A 19,972-nucleotide genomic window follows, 5' to 3' on the forward strand; every position below is an offset into this window, starting at 1 on the left:
TCGCGCGGGAAGGCAACCGCCATGAAGGTGAAACACCGTTTCGAGACCTGGTGGACCACGGTCACCACCCGCATGCGAGGCAAGGACCGGGACGCGGGCGCGGGCTTCGTCGAGTACGCGGGCATCATGATCATCGTCGCGGGCATCTTCGTGATGATCGACGGCCTGGGGCTGGACGGCTTGATCTCAGGCGCCATCCTGACGGCCGTGAGCAACGTCATCGGCGGCTGAAAGGCCCACGGCGGTTCGACGATCGTGGGTCCACCCTTCCCCTCTACATCTGGCTGACGGCGATCCTGCTCTTCACGGCGTTGGCCTTCTTCGCGTTCGCTCAAGCCGCGTCCGCCCGCAGCGGTGCCCAGTCTGCGGCGGACGCTGCGGCGTTGGCAGCGGCACAGCAGGCGCGAGACGAACTGTTGCTGGACCTGGGGGACGCCATCGGCGCGGGCGATGTCGACTGGCTGGACTGGATCGACCTGTCCGGAGGCCTCCCCGACGGGGGCGACGCCACCACCGCGGCGGCTGAGCTGGCCGCACAGAACGACTCGACCCTCCAAGGCGGGGCCCAGCCCACTGAAGTGGGCGGCGACCCGGGATTCCAGGTCGACGTGGTGACGGACTACACCGTGGGCGATTCGATCATTCCCGGTACCGAGGACATGACAGCCACGGCTCGGGCGGTCGCCGTCATCCAGCCGCGCTGCGACTTCGACGTGAGCGCCAACCCCGCCAAGCCCGTCACCCTGGACTGCGACGGTGTACCGGTGGACATCGACCCCGGAGATTTCGATCCGGACGACCTTCCCGACGCGTCTGTGATGTTCTCTGTGCGTCTGGCCCAGTGAGAGGAAGCTGTGTTCATGAAGTTCCGGTACACCACGAAGGGCCGCACGGCTCTGTCCACGGTGACGATCGCCGCCGGGCTGGTTCTCACGGTGGCCGGCTGCGGTGGAGGAGGGGACGACGACAAGGCGTCCGACACGAAGTCATCGTCGACGCCGTCCAAGGACAGTGGGCAGGACGACGAGAAGAACTCCGACGCCCCCACCACGGAGTCGGTCCTGGCCGAGGTCAAGGCCGGTGGCCTCACGCTCAAGGTCACCTCGGCCGCGCGTGACGGTGGTGGGTTCGTCACGGTCGAGGGCACAGTCACCAACGGCACCGGCAAGCCGTGGGTCGGCGCGGACTGGCGCGGCGACGAGAGCGAACTGGTCAAGAACGGCGGCTCGATCGCGGGCGCGAGCCTGGTCGACCAGACAGGCAAGAAGAAGTACCTCGTCCTCCGTGACACGGAAGGGCGTTGCCTGTGCACGAGGTTCACCGGCGGCGTCGGGACCGGCGCGACCACCGACTGGTTCGCCCAATTCCCCGCACCCCCCGAAGGCACCACCTCCGTGGACTTCCAGGTCGGCTCCATGCCCCCCGCCACCATCGAGCTCTCCGAGGACGAGTGACCATGACCGTCCTCACCCCACGGCTCACCGCGGCCCTGGCCGTCCTCGCCGCCCTCACCCTCGCGGTGCCCTCCCAGACCGCCGCCGCCGACGACCCCAGCGAACCCCCCGGCACAGTCACCACATCCCCACCCCCGGAGGTCGACGCGAACAGCCCGGGCCTCAAGCTCGCGCAGGGAGCCACGCTCGCCCCCGCCAAGGTCCTGGACATCAAGTCGGTCGTGGAGGACCTCGGCGGCGAGGAGCGCCGCGAGGACACCAACGAGAACGTGACGTTCGCACTCCAGGCGGAGGTCCTCTTCCCGAAGGACAGCGCGAAGCTCAACCCGCAGGCCCGCTCCCGCATCCAGACGATCGCGGAGGAGATCAAGAAGCAGAGCGCGGGCACGGTCCGCGTCTTCGGCTTCACCGACAACCTCGGCTCGTACGCCCACGGCCTGACCCTCTCCAAGAAGCGCGCCGAGGCCGTCCACGACCTCCTCGCCGCCGACCTGGGCGGCAACATCACCTTCGAGGTACGCGGCTACAGCGAGGACTACCCGATCGCCGACAACTCCTCGGAGGAGGGCCGCAAGAAGAACCGCCGCGTCGAGGTGTCCTTCCCCCGCACCACGACGGCCCCGGAGACCGCCTCCGACACCGGTGGCAACGGCGAGGAGAGCTGACCGACGCGACCCGTCACCTCACTCCGGCTCATCCGGCAACGAATCCCGCACGTCCCACAACCGCTCCCGGGGCCACCGCTCGATGACCCGGTACGCACGCTCGTAAGACCGGGTCTCACGCGGCTCGTCGAGATACCGCCGTACGAGGATCTGCTCGGCGCGGAAGGGCAGCGGACGCCCGCCGCCGAGCTTGCCCAGCGCGCAGGCCGCGTCATGGACCACGGACGGGTCTGGGTCGTACAGAGCGCGACGCAGGGCCGTGTGCACGGCGGGAACCGGCACGGCGGGGTCGAAGAGGTGGGACAGGGTCGCCACCGCGTGGCCGCGTACCTCGGCGCACGGATCGCGAGCCAGGGCGAGCAGCACCTCCAGGGCCGTACGGGAGGCCTCGCGGTCCTTCGGATCCGAGGACGCCTCCACCGCGTAGGCGACCGCCGCGCGGACCTCGGGGTGCGGATGACCGGCGTACCGCAGGATGCCCGGGGCGTCGTCGGCGAAACCGGCCTGCCGCACCAGCCCCCGGATGACGAGCCCGAGGACGGCCGGATGCTCCTCGACCGCCATCCGCGCCCGCAGCAGAGCCGCCGCCTGCCGCGTCCGGTGGACGCCGTTGCGCAGGGAGGCGTTGTAGAGGCAGAAGAAGCTCAGCAGGTCGGCCGCGAAGTACCGTTCGGGCGCCTGGGCACTGTTCAGTGCCGTCTCCGCCCCCGCCACCGTCTCGTCGTCCGCCCAGCCGTCCAGGGTCCAGGTGGCCCGGAACCAGATGTCGTTCTGCGGGTCACCGAACCGGATCGCCCGTTCCATTGTCGTCGCGAAGTCGGCCCGTCTGCCGAAGTACTTCTCCAGATCGGTGACGATCATCAGATATCCGGGCTCGTCCGGGTGCCGCTCGGCACCCTCCTGCGCGAAGTCGAGCGCGCTGCGGCCGTGTTCGTCCCGCAGCGCCACGTACGCCCCGTTCTCCCGCAGAGCGTCCGCCGCGTGGTGGGCACCGGCTCCCGCCGCCAGCATCAACGCGGTCAGGCCGCCGGGCGACCGCCCGTTGACATCGGCACCGCCGTCGAGAAGGGCCCTGACCGCCGCCTCGTCGTCGTCCCGCGCGGCCCGTCCCAGCGGCTCCAAGCCCGATCCACCCACCCTCGCCTTGCTCGAACGCCCGTCCGGAGCACCCTAGGCGGGTACGCCGACACGGGCGACCGATTTCCCCGCCGGGGACCCACGTCCGTGCGCCCGACCCCCGCACGAGCGATCCTCTCCCTCACAGCCGAGACACCCGAGACACCCGAGACACCCCGACACCCCGACACCCGCGAGGCCCCCATGCGCAAGCTCGTCCTGATGATGTCCGTGTCCCTCGACGGCTACATGGAGGGCCCGAACCGCGAGATCGACTGGCACCTGGTCGACGACGAACTGCACACGCACTTCAACGACGTCCTCAGGGACATGGGCGTCTTCCTCGAAGGCCGCGTCACCTACGAGCTGATGGACGCCTACTGGCCCACGGCCGACCGGGACCCCGACACCCCGCGCCCCGTCGCCGACTTCGCCGAGATCTGGCGGAACAAGCCGAAGCTGGTCTACTCCCGCACCCTGCGCCACGGGGACCGGCACACGACGATCGTCCGGGAGGTCGTCGCGCGGGACATCGAGGCGCTCAAGGCACAGGGCGGCGGTGACCTGGTCGTGGGCGGCGCCGAACTGGCGGCCGAGTTCATGCGCCACGACCTGGTCGACGAGTACCGCGTCTACGTCCACCCCGTGCTCCTGGGAGCCGGCAAGCGACTCTTCCCGGCGGCCGACACCGCGGCCCCGACCGCCCTGCGCCTGGTCGAGACCCGCACCTTCGGCAACGGAGTGGTCCTCCTCCGCCACGAACGCCCCCGCCACGACAGGCCCTAGGCGCTGTCGCGCACGTCCCGCCCGTGCTCGTCCGCGTACGCCCGTAGCGACACCACCACCGTGTTGGTGACCGCGACCAGGGGCACGGCCACCACCGCGCCGCCGATCCCCGCGACCATGCCACCGGCGGCGACCGCCAGCACCACGGCCAGGGGATGCACCCGGACGGCCCGGCCGAGGATGAACGGCTGGAGGATGTGCCCCTCGATCTGCTGCACGGCGAGCACCACGACCAAGGTCATGACGGCCGTGAACACGCCCTGGGTCACCAGGGCCACGACCACCGCCAGCGCGCCCGAGACGACCGCACCCACCAACGGGATGAAGGAGAACAGGAAGATGAACACGGCCAGCGGGACCGCCATCGGCACGTCCAGGAAGTAGATCCCCAGACCGATGAAGATCGCGTCGATCAGCGCCACGACCACCGTGCCGCGCACGTACGCGGTCAACGTCCGCCAGGCGCGCGGCCCCGCGTCGGCGACCCCCGGCCGGGCCGCCGTGGGCACCAGTTTCAGGGCCCACTGCCAGATCCTCTTGCCGTCGTACAGGAGGAACAGCGTGGAGAACATCGTCAGGAGGATGCCGGTGAGCGCCTCGACGATGACGGTCACGCCCTCCAGCCCCGCCGAGGTGATCGTGTCCGTGTTGTTGCTGACCGCCTCGCGGAGGTTCTTGGCGATGTCGTTGATCTGGTTCTCGGTGACATGGAACGGGCTGTCGAGCAGCCAGCGCTGCAACTCGTCGATGCCGTCCTGGATCTGGTCGGAGAGATCGTCGATGTTCTCCATGACCTGCCACGTGACGAACCAGCCGATCAGCCCCATGACGATGAAGCCGAGGGCGGCGGTCAGCGCCGTGGCGAGGCCGCGCGGTACGCCGAGCCGGGTCAGCCGTGCCACGGTCGGCTGGAGCACGGCGGTGACGAGCAGCGCGGCGGTGAACGACAGCACCAGCAGCCGTACCGAGCTGATGACCCGCATCAACACCCAGACGGTGCCCGCGAGCACGAGCAGCCGCCATCCGGCCTCGGCGGCCACCCGCATACCCCAGGGCACCGCCGACGCGGGATCCGGACGACTGTAGAGAACGGGAGCGGTCGCCCGACCCTGAGACCCGGCAGACCCCGCAGATTTCTTGGACCCCGCAGACCCCGCAGATCCCTCGGAACCCGTGGAGCCGCCCGCCTCAGCAGGCGAAGGCGAACCGGAGGCACCCGGGCCGGCCGGCCCCTTCGTCCCCGACTCCGACCGCGCCCCCGACTCGGAATCCGCCTCCGACTCCGCCTCCATCTCCGCCCGGCGTCGCTCCAACCGCTCGCCCCACCCGCTGAGTCCGGCGCCGAGCCGGCCGAGCCACCCTGGAACTCGCGACATCATCCGTCCTCTTCCCCCGTCGCTCCTGTGGGTCACCACTCCTCCCGGAGGCCGCGATTCCTCTCCGGGGCTTCGACCGTACATGCCCGAAGCCCCCCACCAAAGGACGGTGGAGGGCTTCGCAGGGTTGAGCGGCGCGTGGTCGTCACCCCGTCGCCGAACGGCCTAGTACCACTTGTTGGCCTGCCAGAACGCCCAGGCCTCGCACGGGCTGCCGTAGCGCGATTCCATGTAGTTCAGGCCCCACTTGATCTGTGTGGCGGGGTTGGTCTGCCAGTCGGAACCGGCGGAGGAGTACTTGCCGGCGGGCAGCGCCTGGAAGAGACCGTAGGCACCCGAGGAGGGGTTGACCGCCTTGTAGTTCCAGCTGGACTCGTGGTCCACGATGTTGCTGAAGCACGTCCACTGGTCGCCGGCCACGACCGCCTTCGCCATCGCCTGGATCTCGGCGATGGTGTACGAGCTCTGCACGGGGATGTCACCGAGCGAGCCGGCGGCGGCGGACTTCGACTTGGCCTCGGCCTCCGCCGCTTCCTTCGCCTTGCGCTCCTGCTCGGCCTTCTCCGCCGCCTTCTGCTTGTCGATCGCGTCCCGGGCCGCCTTCTTACGGGCGGTCTCCTCGGCGTCCTTGCGGGCGCTCGCGTCGGCGGCGATGGCCTGGGCGTCGGCCTGAGCAGTCAGGGACGCGGTCTGCACCTGGGCCTGCTGGCCCACGGGTATGTCGGCGAGCAACGTGGTGTCGTTCGCGACCGCCTCGGCGTCGTCAGTGGTCTGGGCGGTGCTGCCCGAGGCAACTCCGACGACACTGCCGACTGCGGTGACCGCGGTGGCCGAGGCCACTGCGAATCCCCGGACCGAAATCCGGCTCACACGGGTTCCTTCCAGCATCGCCCGCCTCGGTGACCCTGGCGGACGCAATCGTGCCCCTGACGCTGGCCTCCCAACTGCGGGGTCACGGAGGCGCGGGCCCGATGGGGCAACTCCCTTGCGGGGAGCCCCGTGTGGTGCTCGGGCGGCATACGACGACGCTGTGGAGTTGACCTGGTGGTGCTGTTGTTCCGTACCGCTGGGGGTACAGGTGTGTCGTATGCGGGGCCTGACAGGAATGAGACTCTGCCGTAACCCGACACCGGGAGGCAATTCAGTGGTGAGTGTGAAAGCTCACACCTCGTTTGACGCTGGAGATTCCAGGAAACGCCCACACGCCGAGGCGCCGCCCGGCTAGGCTGCTGAGCCTTTTGCCGGACGGCGCCCGGGAATTGGGGCCGAACCCGTGGTGTCGGGGTTAAATCTGCCCGTCCTCCAGCATTTCGGTCACAAGGGCCGCGATCTGGGACCGTTCGGACCTCGTCAACGTGACGTGGGCGAAGAGGGGATGACCCTTCAGCTTCTCCACCACGGCGACGACACCGTCGTAGCGACCGACGCGCAGGTTGTCGCGCTGGGCGACATCATGGGTCAGAACGACCCGTGAATTCGCCCCGATCCGGGACAGAACGGTCAACAGGACGTTCCGCTCCAGGGACTGTGCCTCGTCCACGATCACGAACGCGTCGTGCAGGGAACGGCCGCGGATGTGGGTGAGCGGCAGAACCTCCAGCATGCCGCGCGCGGTGACCTCCTCGATGACCTCGCGGCTGGTGACCGCGGAGAGGGTGTCGAAGACCGCCTGCGCCCAGGGGCTCATCTTCTCGGACTCGGAACCGGGCAGATAGCCGAGCTCCTGCCCGCCCACCGCGTACAGCGGCCGGAAGACCATCACCTTCTGGTGCTGGCGCCGTTCGAGCACGGCCTCCAGACCCGCGCACAGCGCGAGCGCCGACTTGCCGGTGCCGGCCCGGCCGCCCATGGACAGGATGCCCACGTCCGGGTCGAGCAGCAGATCCAGCGCGATGCGCTGCTCGGCGCTGCGCCCCTTGATGCCGAACGCCTCCCGGTCGCCGCGCACCAGACGGATGTTGCCGTCGGGCGTCACCCGGCCGAGCGCCTTGCCGCGCTCCGACTGGATCGTCAGACCGGTGTGGACGGGGAGTGTGCTCGCCTCGGGGACGTGGATCGAGCCTTCCTCGAAGAGGATGTCGACCTGTTCGCCCGACAGGGTCAGCTCGGACATCCCGGTCCAGCCGGAGGCGTCCGTGATGGCCAGCTCCGCGCGGTACTCCTCGGCGAGGAGGCCCACGGAGGACGCCTTGATCCTGAGGGGGAGGTCCTTCGACACCACCGTGACGTCGAAGCCCTCGGCCTGCAGGTTGCGGGCGACCGCGAGGATCCGGGAGTCGTTGTCCCCCAGGCGGTAGCCGCTCGGCAGCACGCTGGGATCCGAGTGGTTGAGCTCGACCCGTACGGTGCCGCCGAGGTCCCCGATCGGGATGGGGGCGTCCAGGCGGCCGAACCGGACCCGGAACTCGTCGAGCAGCCGCAGGGCCTGCCGGGCGAAGTAGCCGAGTTCGGGATGGTGCCTCTTCGCCTCCAGCTCCGTGACCACCACGATCGGCAGCACGACTTCGTGCTCGTCGAAGCGGTTCAAAGCATTCGGGTCGGCCAGCAGGACGCTGGTGTCGAGAACGTAGGTGCGCCGGTCTGGCATACGGCGCTTTGTGCTGGTCACCACGGAAGGACGTACCCCCTCGGATGAGGTCGGGGAGCGACGAGAACGAACTGGGCCGGTCGTTGGCCCCGTTGCACGGGCCGGTGACCGGCCCTCCGCTGCTTCGTCCGTGCTGTGACCGCACGATCGGGCTGGTGCAAAGGGCCTCCCGGGCGGACGGCCCCGAGCCGCCCGCTGAGATCCGACACCCGTGGTTCGGGTGTCGACCTGACTGGCTTATGCCCTCGAACATGCGCCGCCATGCCAAGCGGTACGACGGCGTCCCGATGAACTCCTCGTTACTTCTGTCCCGGTGAGGGTGGTACGCACCTCACCCGAACGGCGGAGCCTCAGCCTCCGTAGCGCCGGTGGCGCGCCGCGTAGTCCCGCAGGGCACGCAGGAAGTCCACCTTCCGGAAGGCTGGCCAGAAGACGTCGCAGAAGTAGTACTCGGAGTGGGCGGTCTGCCAGAGCATGAATCCGGACAGCCGCTGCTCGCCGCTCGTACGGATCACCAGATCGGGGTCGGGCTGGTCGACGGTGTAGAGGTGGCTGCCGATCAGGTCCACGGAGACGTTCTCGGCGAGCTCCTCCATCGAGGTGCCCCGGTCCTGCGCGTCCTGGATCATCGACCGGACGGCGTCGGCGATCTCCTGGCGGCCGCCGTACCCGATGGCCACGTTGACCAGTATCCCGTCGACGTCCGCGGTGGCCTCCTCGGCCTCCTTGAGCGCGCGCTGCATCCCGGGGGAGAGCAGGTCCAGTGCCCCGACGTGGTGCACGCGCCAGCGGCCGTCGGCGGCGAGGGAGCGGACGGTGTCCTCGATGATCCCGAGCAGCGGGACGAGCTCTTCCTTCGGCCGGTTGAAGTTGTCGGTGGAGAGCAGCCAGAGAGTGACGACCTTCACATCCGTCTCGGTGCACCAGCCGAGGAATTCCTCGATCTTGTCGGCCCCCGCCTGGTGGCCCTGCACCGTGGTGGAGCCCGCGGCCTTCGCCCAGCGGCGGCTGCCGTCCACGATCACGCCGATGTGCTCGGGCACCTGGGCGTGGTCGAGGTGGCCCTCGACCCTGCGTGCGTAGACCCTGACCAGCAGGCCGCGCAGTGTGTCGCGCAGGTTCACGTCTTCCAGCCCCTCCGGTGCGGTGGCAGTCCCCTAGGTTGGCAGAGCCTACCGGGGCTGGAGGCCAACTACGCCAAGGGGTGTGCGGGGTTGGGCCCCGCCCGGGGCCCTGGCGGCGGCCTCGATGGAGGGCCGCCTTCCGGGCAGAAAAAACGGGCCGGTCCGTGGGGGGGAGACGGACCGGCCCGAGGGGGGTTTCCACCATAACCCTTCGTGAGTGATGCTGCGTGCATCGGCGTGCCACAACTACTCTCCGGAGTCGAACGACAGCGCGGCGGTGAGTGCGGAACCGTTCATTCAGGGTGTGATCGAGGGGTGATCATGGCTGAATCCCGGCGGATTCCAAGGGAGAATGAAGGAATCCCGACAGGAATGTGGGGTTTGCGCACCGTTGTGCGACTTCCGGGGAGAAGTGCCCCGAGGCCCCCGTACGGGTGAAGCGCCGGTGGAACGCGCGCTTGACGCCGGTGGCGAGGTGCCCGGCTTCGCGCAGCCCCCTCCACTGCGCGAGGCCGTGCCGCGCAGCTTTGCTCACGCGAATTACCTTGGTCTGAACCTACGCGAGTAGACCCGGATAAGCCAAGCCGCGGGCGATAACGATGTGGACAACCGACTCAGCCGGCCACCGGCCTGCGGGCCTCGAACAGATGGCGGGCGCTGTACGCGACGAAGCGGCCCTCGGCCTCGATCCGCTCGTGCAGCGAGCGGAGCTGGGGGAGGTACGCCTCGACGGTGAAGCCGGGCACCATCCAGACGACCTTCTTCAGGAAGTGCACGACCGCCCCGATGTCGTGGAACTCCATCCGCAGCCGCTCGGCCCGCAGATCCACGATCTCCAGGCCGGCCGCCTCCGCGTCGGCCCGTTCCCCGTCCGGGTGGCGGGCGTTGCGGTTCTCCTCCGGCAGCGGGCCGGTGAAGTGCTCGACCAGTTCGAAGACGCTGCTGGGCCCCACGTGCTGCGCGAAGTACGTGCCGCCGGGCCGCAGCACCCGGGCGATCTCCGACCAGTGCGCACGTACCGGGTGCCTGCTGGTGACAAGGTCGAACGCCCCGTCGGCGAACGGCAGCGGCGCGTCCTGGTCACAGGCCACCACCACCGCTCCTCGGGGGTGCAGCAGCGCGGTCGCCTTCGCGACGTTCGGCGGCCACCCCTCCGTGGCCACGGTCACCGGCGGAAACCGGGGAGCGGAAGCGAGCACCTCACCGCCCCCGGTCTGGATGTCCAGCGCCGCCGAGGCCCGCCCGAGCCGCTCGGCCATCCCTCGCGCGTACCCCCACGAGGGCCGGGCCTCCGTGGCCCGCCCCTCGAACCACGAGAAGTCCCACCCCTCGGTGGGTACGGCATCGCCCTCGGCGACGAGTTCTTCGAAGGTGCGGCGTGCGAAGGCGGGGGAGGGGAGGGAGGTCATGGGCCCCGATTTTCCCCAGCGACGAAGCGATCGGCGACCGGTTTTCCGGCGCTGACGGGCAGTGGGCGAAGCCCCTGCCCGTCAGGGGCGCGGGGAACTGCGCGACCAGCCCCCTCCGACCCGCAGCCGCCCCACGAGCTGTCCGGCGATTCCAGGCCACCCCACGCCTTACTCGGAGAGAACCGCCTCCGCCTCCACCGTGACCCCCACCGCCTGCACCACCGAAGCGACCCGGAACGCCTCCTGCACGGTCTCCCGGCTCACACCGGCCCCGCGCAGCACCCGCTCGTGCGAGTCCAGACACGCCCCGCACCCATTGATCGCGGACACGGCCAGCGCCCACACCTCGTAGTCGACCTTGGCCACGCCCGGATCGCCGATGACGTTCATCCGCAGCCCCGTCCGCAGAGCGCCGTACTCGTGGTCGGACAGCAGATGCCTCGTACGGAAGAACACGTTGCTCAACGCCATCGCCGCGGCCGCGGACTTCGCCGCGGTGTACGCCTCGGGCGACAGCCGCGCCCTCGCCTCCGGCGCCAGCTCGCGCAGCACGATCGCCGAACGCGAGGCGATCGCCGTGGCCAGCACCGTGCCCCACAACCGCTGCGCCGACAGCTCCGAGTCACCGAGGACGGCGTCGAAATTCCGGCGGAGGTCCTTGGCGTAGTCCGGAATCAGGGACCTCAGGGTGTCGAGCGACATGGCGTCCTCACTCCGGGGCGAGCGGTGGGCGGGGGTCCAGTGTGACGCCGCCGCGCGGACGCGGCGGCACCGGTCTACTCCGTACGCAGCCCCTCCGGCCGCATCATCCGCATCAGCGGCGGCATGCTCAGCGCCGTGACCAGGACGACGACGCCCGCGCCGATGCCCACCATGGACAGCACACTGGACCAGTCGAGGGACACCTCCACGTTCGTCATCCGCAGCAGGACCGCGCCCAGGGTCACGCCGACCGACGAGGCGAGGAACAGGCCGAGGACGATCGGGATCGCCGTCTGCCACAGCACGGACAGGCCCAGTGTGCGACGCCGGGTGCCGAAGGCGACCAGCGCCGACAGCAGCTTCCTGCGTTCGCGCAACTGCTCCAGCTGGGAGACGAGCAGGCTCGCGCCGATGAGGGCGAGCACGGCGGTGGCGCCGACCAGCAGACCGGTGCGGATGTCCGCGAACTGGTCCACCCGCCTCGTCGTCTCCCACTCCCACGTCCTGATCAGCGGATCGATCGCCACGGCCGCGTTGCGCACCTCGTCGAGCGCGTCCGGCACCCGGGGGTCGGTCCGCACATAGACCGTGCCGTAGAACGACTTCTCGGTCTTCGCCGGTAGGGCGCCCGGGGTGACCAGCAGCCCGTACGTCCCGCTCCGCAGGGGGTCGGCGCGCTCCGGCACCCCGCGTATCTCGGCCGGCAGCTTCCAGGCGATCTCGGCGCCCCGCACGTCGCCGGTGTAGGTCGGGTCGAAGTAGACCGTGTTCCCGGGGGCGGCCAGCGCCGCCGCGGCCGGCTCCTCGAGGTTGTCCCGGGACTCCATCCGGAAGACGTCGCCGTCGCGGCAGGAGGAGATCTTCGCCAGTTCGCGCAGCGCGGCGCAGTCGCCGAGGGTCAGCTCCGTCGAGACCTCCGGGTCCTTGGCCGTGGCGGAGACCGTCGCGGTGGAGAGCGTCGCTGTCGTCTGCGCCCCCCTGGCCCGCTTCAGTTTCTCGCCGACGACGTCCCCCCGGACGTCGTCCGGCAGCACGAGCTCCAGCTGCGCCCGCGCGGTGTCCTGCCCGGTCGGTGCCTCGTACCGGGACTGGATGCCGGAGAACAGCATCTGCAGGGCGATCGCACCGGCCACCGCCACCGCGACGCCGTTGACCATGCGGGCCGCCATTCCACTGCTCAACTGCAGTCTGCGGACGGCCAGTTGCCAGGAGACGGCGCCCGAGCCCAGCCGGGCGACGAACGCCTCGACGGCCCAGGGCAGCAGCGCGGTGATGCCGACCAGGAGCAGGACGACACCGCCGATCACCATGTACTCGTTGAACGTCCCGTTCTCCCCGCCCTGGCCGATCATCGGGTAGAGCAGGGCGAGACCGGCGAGCGGCGGCAGCAGCCGCCACCAGAGCCTGCGGCGCGGCGGTTTGGCCGTGCGGACCACGCCGAGGGGCTCGATGACGACGCCGCGCAGCGCGAACAGGGTGACGAGGACGGCGGCGGCCGGCACCGCGAGCGCGACCAGGAGGGCCAGGCCGGGGGAGGGGTTGAGGTCGCTCGGGAACACACTGATGTCGAACACCTCGACGGAGCCGGCCACCTCCCTGCCGAGCAGGAAGAAGCCCGCACCGAAGACCAGCCCCAGCAGGGAGCCCGCGAGCGCCTCGCCCGCCGCGATCCGACGGGTCATGCGCCCGTCGGAGCCGACCAGCCGCAGCGCGGCCAGCCTGCGGTCGCGCCGCTCGCCGCCGAACCGTACGGCCGTGGCGATGAAGACGGCGACCGGCATCAGCAGCACCACGAAGACGACCAGGGTGAGCAGCAGCAGGATCGGGTCGACCTCCTCCTCGGGAGTCCCGGTGGTGTCCGTCCCGAACGCGTCGATCCGCGCCACCACCGAGCCGTCGACCCGGTCGGCGATCCCCTTGGCGCCCGCGTAGTAGACGAGGTCGGTCGAACCGATGAGTCCGTCCTGCCCGACGGTGCCCACCGTTTCGTACGGAAGGCGCTCGCGCAGCAGCTTCCCGGCGTCGGACTTCAGCAGGTCGGACAGGGCGGGGGAGACGACCATCTCGCCCGGCGCGGGGAACTCGGCGACGCCGGGCGGCAGCGGCGCGCCCGCGCCCTCGGGTTCGAGGAGCCGTCCCCGGATCTCCTCCTGCCGGTACTCGGTGTCGGTGTCGGCGATGACCAGACTCTTGTCGGTCCGCTTGGACTGGGGCTCGAGGTAGCCGATTCCCCGGTCCTGCCGGGCCTCCTCGCGGGTCTCCCGCGCGGACAGCACGTTCGGCACCGCCGCGGTGAGCAGCAGCAGCGCCACCCCGAGGCCCACCCCGACGGCGGTGAGCAGGGCCCGCACCCACCCCTCGCGGCCCCCGGTGAAGGCGAACCGCACCCCCATCGCCAGGTCCTGGTACCACTGGCGGAACACGGCGGGACTCATACGACGCGCTCCATGTCCCGGGACTTCCCGTCCCGTACGACGATCTCGCGGTCGGAGTACGCGGCCACCCGTGCCTCGTGCGTGACCAGGACGACGGCGGCGTTGGTGGACCGGGCGGCCTCGGTGAGCAGCTCCATCACCCGCTCGCCGTTGAGGGAGTCGAGCGCGCCGGTGGGCTCGTCCGCGAACAGCACCCGGGGGCCGGTGACCAGCGCCCGCGATACGGCGACCCGCTGGCCCTGGCCGCCGGAGACCTCACCGGGACGCTTGCGGGCGAGGTCGTCGACCTCCAGGCGTTCCATCCAGCCGAGGGCGGTCCGCTCCGACTCCTTGCGGGAGGCGCCGTTCAGCCGCAGCGGCAGGGCCACGTTCTCCACACACGTCAGCTCCGGCACGAGCTGGCCGAACTGGAAGACGAACCCGAACTCGCTGCGCCTGAGCGCGCTGCGCTGGGAGTCGTTCATGGAGGCCATCTCGCGGCCGTTGTACGTGATCGAGCCCGAGTCGGGCGGCACGATCCCGGCGAGGCAGTGCAGCAGGGTCGACTTGCCGGAGCCGGAGGGGCCCATCACGGCCACGACCTCGCCGGGGTGGATGGAGAACTCGGCGCCGTCCAGCGCGGTGGTCGGCCCGTAGGCCTTGCGCAGATCGGTCGCGACGAGCAGGGAACCGGCGGGGGCCGGGGAGAAGGCCGCGTTCACGGGGTTCACCGGGTCACCGCCTCGGCCAGCTTGCCCAGTCGGGCGGCGGTCAGCTCCAGCCATCGCAGATCGGCCTCCAGATGGAACAGGGCGTGGTCGCAGATCAGCTGGTCGGCCAGGTCGCCCTTGCGCTTGCGGTCGGTGAGGATGCGCATCATGCGCAGGTGTTCGGAACGCTGGGTGTCGAGGATGTCGGCCGCGTTCCGGTCGGTGAGCAGGGCGAGGACGACCTTCGTGTAGAGGGTCGACTGCAGATACGGCTCGGGCTTCTCGGGCGTCGCGAGCCACCGCTGGACATCCGTGATGCCGGCCTCGGTGATCGCGTACCGCTTGCGCTCGGGTCCGCCGCCGGGCTCGATGCCGTCGACCTCGACGAGGCCGTTCTTCAGCAGGCGCGACATCGTCGAGTAGACCTGGCCGTAGTGCAGCGGCCGGTCGTGACCGAACTTCTCGTCGAAGGCCCGCTTCAGGTCGTAACCGTGTCGGGGCCCGGACTCCAGGAGTCCCAGGAGGGTGTGACCGATGGACATGAGCACGACTGTACACACGAGGTATACACCGCACGTATACCTACCGTGTATAGGCCCTCTACGGATGCGAAGGGGGCGCAGGTCAGGGCCGATTGTCACGGTTCTGTCACCGAGACCGTCAGAAACCCATGAGTCGGACGGGGCAACCATCGCCCCTGCTGGAACGTCCGTTCCGGTGGGATGAGGTCTGTGAGCGCGCCTCGCGCGTGCGCTTTGTCACGTCGCCACAGAGCGGACCGACTCCCTCTTGTCGTAGTCCTCGGTGTTAGCTTGCTGAGCTGACAAGACCCGAGTGACGTATGAGACCGAGCAGAAGTCGGAGCGGACCGGAGCCATGGGACGAGCGGAAGAAAGACGAGCGCGGCAGCGCGGCGGTCGCCGCGCGGCGCCCCAGCGCTCCTCCGGCAGCGACGCGGGGGCGACGGCCGTCATAGCCCCGCCCGAGGGCGGCGGCCGGGCGGCTGCCAGGGCCGCGGCCAAGGCCGGCAACAAGAAGCAGCAGAAGAGTCAGAAGAGCTTCCTGCGCCGCCTCTTCACCTGGAAGAAGATCCTCGGCGGGTTCTTCGGTGTCTGTCTGCTCGGCATGGGCGCCTTCATCGTGCTCTACCTGATGATCGACATCCCCAAGGGGAACCCCGAGGCGACCCAGGAGAGCAACGTCTACAAGTTCTCCAACGGCAAGATCTTCGCCCGCACCGGTGACACCAACCGGGAGATCGTCGAGCTCGACAAGGTCCCCAAAGATGTCCAGATGGCCTTCGTCGCCGCCGAGAACAAGACCTTCTTCAACGACCCCGGCGTCGACTTCAAGGGCATGGCGCGCGGTGTCATCAACACCCTCTCCGGCAAGGGCAAGCAGGGTGGTTCGACGATCACCCAGCAGTACGTCAAGAACTACTACCTGACGTCCGACCAGACGGTGACCCGCAAGCTCAACGAACTGGTCATCTCCCTGAAGCTGGAGCGCGAGGAGTCCAAGGACTACATCCTCGCCGGCTACATCAACACCAGCTACTACGGTCGTGGCGCGTGGGGCATCCAGGCCGCCGCCCAGGCGTACTACCGCAAGGACGCCAAGGACCTCGACGTCGAGGAGGGCGCCTACCTCGCCGCGCTGCTCCAGGCCCCCAGCCAGTACGACCTGGCCACCGCCACCCCGACCGGCAAGAAGCTGGTCACGGCGCGCTGGAACTACGTGCTGGACAACATGGTCGAGATGAAGGAGCTGACCGCCTCGGAGCGGGCGGAAATGACGCTCCCCAAGCCCAAGGCGCCCCAGGCCGCCGCCGGCATGGCCGGCCAGAACGGTTACCTGGTCGAGGCCGCCAACAACCAACTGGCCAAGCAGCTCGTGGCCTCGGGCAAGGCGGACGACACCGAGGACGCCAAGGCGCTCATCGACCTGCGCGGCTGGACGATCACGCTGAACATCGACCCGAAGAAGCAGGCCGCGCTGGAGAAGGCCGTCAAGGAACGCCTCACCAGCAAGCTCGACCCGAAGAAGCGCAAGGTCGACAAGCACATCCAGGCCGGCGCCGTCTCCGTCGACCCGAAGACGGGCAAGGTCGTCGCCATGTACGGCGGCGTCAACTACGTGGAGCACTTCACCAACAACGCCACCCGTCGGGACTATCAGCCCGCCTCCACCTTCAAGCCCGTGATCCTCGCCGCTGCCGTCGACGAGGACGCCGAGACGCAGGACGGCGACCCGATCACCGCCAACACGATCTACGACGGTGACAGCCGGCACAAGGTCACGGACGACGGCACCGCGGTCGGCTTCGCCCCGCCCAACGAGGACAACGTCGACTACGACGACGTCACCGTGCAGACCGCCATGAACAAGTCCATCAACTCCGTCTTCGCCCAGATGGGTGTCGACGTGGGCATGGAGAAGGTCATGGAGGTCGCCGGGAAGCTCGGCATGGACACCGAGGGCATGGAGGCCGTGCCCGCCCAGACCCTGGGCTCCATGGGCGCCAGCCCGCTGGAGATGGCCGGCATCTACGCCACCCTCGACAACCACGGCAAGAAGGTCACCCCGACCATCATCGCCGAGGCCAAGCGCCGGGACGAGGAAGTCAAGTTCGACGACCCGATCGGCGAGCAGGTCATCACCCGCGAGGCGGCCGACACGGTCACCTCGGTTCTCACCGGCGTGGTCGACGACGGTACGGCCCAGAAGTCCGTCCGCGACAACCCGGCCCGCGACGGCCAGCAGGTCGCCGGCAAGACGGGTACCTCCGACGAGAACCGCTCCGCCTGGTTCACCGGCTACACCCCGAACCTCGTGACCTCCGTCGGCCTGTTCGGCGAGGACATGAGCAAGAACGGCAAGCACGTCTCGATGTACAACGCCCTCGGCGTCCCCCGGGTCAACGGCGGTGGCTTCCCCGCCCAGATCTGGGCCACGTACACCTTCGGCGTGATGGGCAAGACCACCAAGTTCGACCTGGAGACCAAGCAGGGTGCCGCGGTCGCGCCCACGCTCTCCCCGACCCCGTCCGTTAAGCCGTCCGAGACCCCCTCGGAGACCCCCTCGGAGACGCCCACCACGGACGAGCCGTCGAGCGAACCCGCGACGACCCCGGAGACCACCCCGGAGACCACCCCGGAGGAAACCCCCTCGACCACCCCGGAGGAGACCCCGTCGGGCGACGACGACGGCGGCATCGACTTCCCGACGAACCCCAACGATCCCCAGGTGGACGACTGACGCACCTGACACAGCGAAGGGGGCGCCCGGTGATGCACCGGGCGCCCCCTTCGCGCGTTCAAGGGCCGTAGGCCCTTGAGGGGCGCGGGGAACTGCGCGACCAGCCACGACGAGCCGGCTGCTGCTCAGAGCACGGTCGGTCCCGAGCTCTGAGCGGCGTGGCCCAGCGGAGCGCTCACGCCTGGTTGAGCTCGAACCAGACGACCTTCCCCGCGCTCAACCGAGTCGCCCCCCACCGCTTGGCCAGCCGATTGACCAGGTAGAGCCCACGGCCCCCCTCGTCCGTCGCCCGAGCCTGCCGAAGCCGCGGCAGCTGCGGCACGTCGTCGGTCACCTCGCACCGCAGCACGTCGGTCCGCAGCAACCGCAGGGTCACCGGCCGCGTCGCGTACCGCACCGCGTTGGTGACCACCTCGCTGATCAACAGCTCGACCGAGTCGGTCAGTTCCTCCAGACCCCAGCGGGACAGGGCGTGCCGGGCCAGCCGACGTGCCCGCCCCGGAGCCATCTCCTCCGGCTCCAGGAACCAGTACGCGACGTCGCTGGGAGCGATCCCATCGAAGCGCGCGGCAAGAAGCGCGATGTCGTCGTCACGGTCCCCCGGGCCGAGCATGTCGAGCACCTCGTCGCACAGCGCTTCCAGCGGCGGCGGATGGTCCGGCCCGGTCAACTGCGCGGTCGCGGCCAGCTTCTCCCGCAACTGCTCTATCCCGGTCCACACGTCCCGCAGCCGGGACTCCACGAGCCCGTCGGTGTAGAGCAGCAGCGTGCCACCGGCCGGCGCGTCCAGCTCGACCGCCTCGAAGTCCACCCCGCCCACACCGATCGGCGCGCCCGGCGGCACCCGCAGCACCTCGGCACGCCCGCCGAGATGCAGCAGCACCGGCGGCGGATGCCCGGCGTTGGCGATGGTGATCCGGTGTGAGACCGGGTCGTACACCGCGTACAGACAGGTCGCCATGCGGTCCGTACCGAGCCGCTGGGCCTGCTCGTCGAGGTGGTGCAGCACTTCCTGCGGCGGCAGATCCAGCCCCGCCAGGGTCTGCGCGGTGGTCCGCAGCTGCCCCATGATCGCGGCCGAGGTCATCGAATGACCCATCACATCGCCCACGACCAGCGCGACCCGGCTCCCCGGCAGGGGAATCGCGTCGTACCAGTCACCGCCGACCCGCGCGGTCTCGGCGGCCGGCAGATACCGGTGCGCGAGCCGCACGCCGGTGCACTTCGGCAGCGCCTCCGGCAGCATCGTGCGCTGCAACTCGTCGGCGATGTACGCCTCGCGGCCGTAGAGCACCGCCTTGTCGATGCCGAGCGCGCTGTGCGTGGCGAGCTGGGCGGCGACCAGCAGGTCGTCCTGCTCGAACGCCATCCGCTCCGGGCGGCGCAGGAAGACCGCCGCGCCGATCACGCGGCGCCGCCCGCGCAGCGGCGCGAGGATCGCCCGCTGGCCGGTCGGCACGGTCAGTTCGGCGTCCGGGCCGAGCAGTTCGGGCAGCGCGTCGTGCGCGGCGGGCGCGTCCGCGAAGACCGGGCGCACCCCCCGCAGCACCTCGGCGAGCGCCCCGCCGGGGCGTACCTCGCACTGCTCGGCGGTGACGACCGCGAGGTCGACCGGTTCCGGCTGCTGGAGCGCGGACGGCATGAAACCGCCCTCGGTGTCCCGCTCCTCGGGGATCCGGTCGGTGCGGCGCAGCCGCAGCACCATGGGCCCGGTGGGCCGCTCGTCACCGACCGGCAGCGGCTCGCGCAGATACACGAGGATCGCGTCCGAGAACGTCGGCACGGTGGCCCGGCACAGACCCATCACGATCTCGTCCAGGTCGATGCCGCGGGCGATCCGCCGGGTCGCTGCGCCCACGAAGCGCAGCCGGTCGCCGTCGCGCCGCATGGGCATGGGGGCGCCGGGCGGCACTCCCTGCCCGCCGCGCCGTTCCGGACCACCGCCATTGCCGCTGCCGGTACCGCCGCCAATGCCGCCGCCGCTGCCGCTGCCGCCGCCCGACCGGTCCGGTTCACCGCCGGGCTGCGCCGGGATGGTCTCCGGCGCGGGCCTCGGGCGGTGCGGGTCGGGCTCGGTGGCCGCGGGCTGCGAGTGCTCGGAGAGCGCCGGCTGGGCGTGCTCCGAGGGCGCCTCGCTCGTCGGGCACGAGGCCGTGGTGCCCGGCTCGACATGTGCGTCACCCATGCGTGCCTGAGCGGGTAAGGCCGTGGCGGGCGCGGTGCGCGTCGGCTCCTGGGTACGCAGAAGCGCCCCGCGGGGGTCCGTGGGGCCTGCGCCACCCTGAGGGCGCTCGTGGGAGGTGGGGTGCTCCGTCACGCGTGTCGAATCCATCCGTCCGGGACTGCGCGTCGTGAGCGCAGTGCGTCCCGC

At 70.2% G+C, this 19,972-nt stretch carries 17 protein-coding genes; 6 read left to right on the forward strand and 11 right to left on the reverse strand.

The genetic code is table 11. The annotated features are described in order from the left end of the window. Window positions 1–21 precede the first annotated feature (21 nt). Genes L3078_RS29745 through L3078_RS29760 form a run of 4 tightly spaced genes read left to right on the forward strand, consistent with a single transcriptional unit; the run spans window position 22 to window position 2,119 of the window. Window positions 22–231, forward strand: a complete 210-nt coding sequence (locus L3078_RS29745) for a hypothetical protein (RefSeq protein ID WP_239756984.1) — start codon at window positions 22–24, stop codon at window positions 229–231. After that, complete coding sequence (locus tag L3078_RS29750) at window positions 228–845, forward strand: pilus assembly protein TadG-related protein (protein WP_275593228.1); 618 nt, start codon at window positions 228–230, stop codon at window positions 843–845. The genes L3078_RS29745 and L3078_RS29750 overlap by 4 nt, the downstream gene beginning before the upstream one ends. Before the next feature lie 15 nt (window positions 846–860). Beyond that, entirely contained in the window at window positions 861–1,454 is a 594-nt protein-coding gene (locus L3078_RS29755; protein ID WP_239756986.1) for a hypothetical protein, read from the forward strand. A 2-nt stretch (window positions 1,455–1,456) separates the two neighbouring features. After that, on the forward strand, window positions 1,457–2,119 hold the full coding sequence (locus L3078_RS29760) for an OmpA family protein (protein WP_239756987.1): 663 nt from the start codon (window positions 1,457–1,459) through the stop codon (window positions 2,117–2,119). 18 nt (window positions 2,120–2,137) lie between these two features. On the opposite strand, the gene L3078_RS29765 is transcribed toward L3078_RS29760, so the two are convergent. Further along, window positions 2,138–3,241 carry a HEAT repeat domain-containing protein gene (locus tag L3078_RS29765; RefSeq protein WP_239756988.1) on the reverse strand — a complete coding sequence of 368 codons (1,104 nt, stop codon included), beginning with the start codon at window positions 3,239–3,241 and terminating at the stop codon, window positions 2,138–2,140. Between the two features lie 198 nt (window positions 3,242–3,439). Between L3078_RS29765 and L3078_RS29770 the strand changes: the two genes are divergently transcribed. Beyond that, complete coding sequence (locus tag L3078_RS29770) at window positions 3,440–4,021, forward strand: dihydrofolate reductase family protein (protein ID WP_239760516.1); 582 nt, start codon at window positions 3,440–3,442, stop codon at window positions 4,019–4,021. On the opposite strand, the gene L3078_RS29775 is transcribed toward L3078_RS29770, so the two are convergent. From L3078_RS29775 to L3078_RS29815, 9 genes are all read right to left on the reverse strand, one after another. Further along, on the reverse strand, window positions 4,018–5,397 hold the full coding sequence (locus L3078_RS29775; RefSeq protein WP_239756989.1) for an AI-2E family transporter: 1,380 nt from the start codon (window positions 5,395–5,397) through the stop codon (window positions 4,018–4,020). The genes L3078_RS29770 and L3078_RS29775 overlap by 4 nt on opposite strands. A 165-nt stretch (window positions 5,398–5,562) precedes the next feature. Beyond that, on the reverse strand, window positions 5,563–6,267 hold the full coding sequence (locus L3078_RS29780) for an aggregation-promoting factor C-terminal-like domain-containing protein (protein WP_420864116.1): 705 nt from the start codon (window positions 6,265–6,267) through the stop codon (window positions 5,563–5,565). Between the two features lie 415 nt (window positions 6,268–6,682). Next, the gene (locus L3078_RS29785; RefSeq protein WP_239756991.1) at window positions 6,683–8,008 is read right to left on the reverse strand and encodes a PhoH family protein; all 1,326 of its coding nucleotides are present in this window, start codon (window positions 8,006–8,008) and stop codon (window positions 6,683–6,685) included. Between the two features lie 326 nt (window positions 8,009–8,334). Beyond that, window positions 8,335–9,108, reverse strand: coding sequence for an isoprenyl transferase (locus L3078_RS29790; protein WP_239756992.1), 774 nt, complete (start codon window positions 9,106–9,108; stop codon window positions 8,335–8,337). 614 nt (window positions 9,109–9,722) lie between these two features. Continuing rightward, window positions 9,723–10,517, reverse strand: a complete 795-nt coding sequence (locus L3078_RS29795; protein WP_239756993.1) for a class I SAM-dependent methyltransferase — start codon at window positions 10,515–10,517, stop codon at window positions 9,723–9,725. A 168-nt stretch (window positions 10,518–10,685) separates the two neighbouring features. Then, complete coding sequence (gene ahpD / locus L3078_RS29800; protein ID WP_239756994.1) at window positions 10,686–11,219, reverse strand: alkylhydroperoxidase, AhpD family; 534 nt, start codon at window positions 11,217–11,219, stop codon at window positions 10,686–10,688. A gap of 74 nt (window positions 11,220–11,293) precedes the next feature. Next, on the reverse strand, window positions 11,294–13,654 hold the full coding sequence (locus tag L3078_RS29805) for an ABC transporter permease (RefSeq protein ID WP_239756995.1): 2,361 nt from the start codon (window positions 13,652–13,654) through the stop codon (window positions 11,294–11,296). Continuing rightward, the gene (locus L3078_RS29810) at window positions 13,651–14,355 is read right to left on the reverse strand and encodes an ABC transporter ATP-binding protein (protein ID WP_239760517.1); all 705 of its coding nucleotides are present in this window, start codon (window positions 14,353–14,355) and stop codon (window positions 13,651–13,653) included. The genes L3078_RS29805 and L3078_RS29810 overlap by 4 nt, the downstream gene beginning before the upstream one ends. Window positions 14,356–14,360: 5 nt before the next feature. Then, window positions 14,361–14,885 (reverse strand): PadR family transcriptional regulator, encoded by a 525-nt coding sequence (locus L3078_RS29815; RefSeq protein ID WP_033531809.1) that lies wholly within the window; start codon window positions 14,883–14,885, stop codon window positions 14,361–14,363. Window positions 14,886–15,219: 334 nt separating this feature from the next. Here L3078_RS29815 and L3078_RS29820 point away from each other — a divergent pair, with 334 nt between their 5' ends. Further along, window positions 15,220–17,601: a transglycosylase domain-containing protein gene (locus L3078_RS29820; RefSeq protein ID WP_239760518.1), complete on the forward strand. Its 2,382-nt coding sequence runs from the start codon at window positions 15,220–15,222 to the stop codon at window positions 17,599–17,601. A gap of 175 nt (window positions 17,602–17,776) precedes the next feature. Here L3078_RS29820 and L3078_RS29825 read toward each other — a convergent pair whose 3' ends face one another. Then, entirely contained in the window at window positions 17,777–19,933 is a 2,157-nt protein-coding gene (locus L3078_RS29825; protein WP_239756996.1) for an ATP-binding SpoIIE family protein phosphatase, read from the reverse strand. Between the last annotated feature and the right edge of the window lie 39 nt (window positions 19,934–19,972).

It is taken from the genome of Streptomyces deccanensis (assembly GCF_022385335.1).
GTDB classification, from domain to species: domain Bacteria; phylum Actinomycetota; class Actinomycetes; order Streptomycetales; family Streptomycetaceae; genus Streptomyces; species Streptomyces deccanensis.